This window comes from Moorena sp. SIO2C4 (assembly GCF_010672485.1).
Lineage (GTDB): Bacteria > Cyanobacteriota > Cyanobacteriia > Cyanobacteriales > Coleofasciculaceae > Moorena > Moorena producens.
In genome coordinates, this window is record NZ_JAAHGN010001337.1 from 1 (window position 1) to 1,709 (window position 1,709).

The 1,709-nt window shown below is 42.7% G+C and carries 1 protein-coding gene and 1 pseudogene; one reads left to right on the plus strand and one right to left on the minus strand.

What is annotated here, in order from left to right; all coding sequences use genetic code 11:
• Positions 1-189: 189 nt before the first annotated feature.
• Complete coding sequence (locus tag F6K20_RS37260; protein ID WP_008188725.1) at positions 190-1,104, minus strand: restriction endonuclease; 915 nt, start codon at positions 1,102-1,104, stop codon at positions 190-192.
• 278 nt (positions 1,105-1,382) lie between these two features.
• Here F6K20_RS37260 and F6K20_RS41055 point away from each other — a divergent pair.
• Positions 1,383-1,586, plus strand: a pseudogene (locus F6K20_RS41055) (hypothetical protein); the annotation flags it as partial.
• Positions 1,587-1,709: the final 123 nt, after the last annotated feature.

The following is a 1,709-nucleotide window of genomic DNA, read 5'->3' on the forward strand; positions in this document are numbered from 1 at the left end:
GATGCAGCTTCGGAACAGGGGAGGCAGCGCGGTCTTGGGGGTTCCCCCCATGAGCGACTGCCGTGGTTTCCCCCACTCGCGCTTTGCATCAAGACAATGACTTGAGGGTTAATTTCCGACTGTATCTTCCATGAGCCCATTGGCATCAAAGCCTTATAGAGTAAGCTTTTTGGGGCTCATGTCACCCCCTCAGCTATCTTCAGAAGGCTTTTGCTTATATACTTTTTTAATTAATTTTTTCAAATCATCCCTATCAAAAAGCATAATGTCAGTCTTAGCTGCCAGATTTTTTGCAGGTTCTGTAAACTTACTATTAGTGATAACTAGTCCCAGGTTCGCCTGATAATAGCCAATTGCCCCTGTTACTTCCTGAACGGCCTTAATCCCTACGCTACCTTGTTGTATCTTGGCTTGAACAACAGCCTTTATCTCCCCTTTTTTAATTACCAGATCGGCTCCATAATCCGCAGTTGCTGCAGTGCGCTTCACTTGGTAGCCCAGTTGCTTAAATAATTTAGCCATAAATTTTTTAAACTCCCTCCCCTTCATTTTATCAATTATATCTAAGTGTTCATCAATATCCTCTATAGATTCAATATCTAAGTGTTCATCAATATCCTGTTTCGATTCACGCCTATCATCAACCAAAGATTTACCATTATTTACTTCTGCTTTGAGTTTGCGTTTCCAATCAACTTTATATTTCTTTATTCCTAAATTATCAAAAGATGATGAATTCGATGCCCGCCTATCCTCAACCGAAGATTTACCATTATTCACTTCTTCTTTGAGTTTGCGTTTCAAATCACGAGAAACCATTAACCGTTCAATCTCTTTACAGAGAGATGCTTTAGATTCTCCTTCTTGTTGGCGCTCTTTATATATTCCAACCAGTAATGCTTCAAGTCCGAATTTCGATAAGCCATCAGCAGCTATTCCCACCACCCCAAGAAAAGCAATGCCTCCGATCATTCCGAATGGACCTAACATTGCCAAAGCCGCTGTGATCGCTGCTGCTCCAGTAAATCCCGTTGTTGCCATAGCAATTAGAAGTATCACACCAGGTAAGCCTAGTGCAGCAAACTTTCTAACCACTTCATCCATATCACTATTCCTCAATATTGTTAGCTTAGAGAATTGCTCTAATTGTCACCAGTATTCCCTCCAAACTGAGTAACGACATCAGTGGAAATAGGGGATTATTGAATTAACGACGAAGCAAGCTAATAACAGGTTTACACCAACCACTTTACGTTGTCTACTTATGGTTAGCGTGAATAAAGTCAAAGCTTACTGCTGACAACCTATGGGAATCCTGCTTGATGAGTGCGCCCCACGACTAAGTTAAAATAGAGGCGTAAAGCTGAAACAAGATCATTCCAATGACAGTCCGACAACCTCGATACAGCAAAGAAGAATTTGCTCGACGTGGTGATGAAATCTACGAAACTCAGGTGCGTCCAAAGGTCGAAGCAGGGAATCACGGCAAGATTGTTGCCATTGATATTGAAACAGGCGATTTTGAGGTTGACCCAAGGGAAATAGCCGCTTGCGATCGCCTCGAAGCCCGTAACCCAGATGCTCAGAGGATATCTGAAAAGTTTTTTGATACTGAATTTTGCCCCCCTAGCCCCCCAATTCTGGGGGGAACAAGAATCAATTTGCTGGTAGAAGTCCCCCAAAATTGGGGGACCAACGGGGGCTTGGAT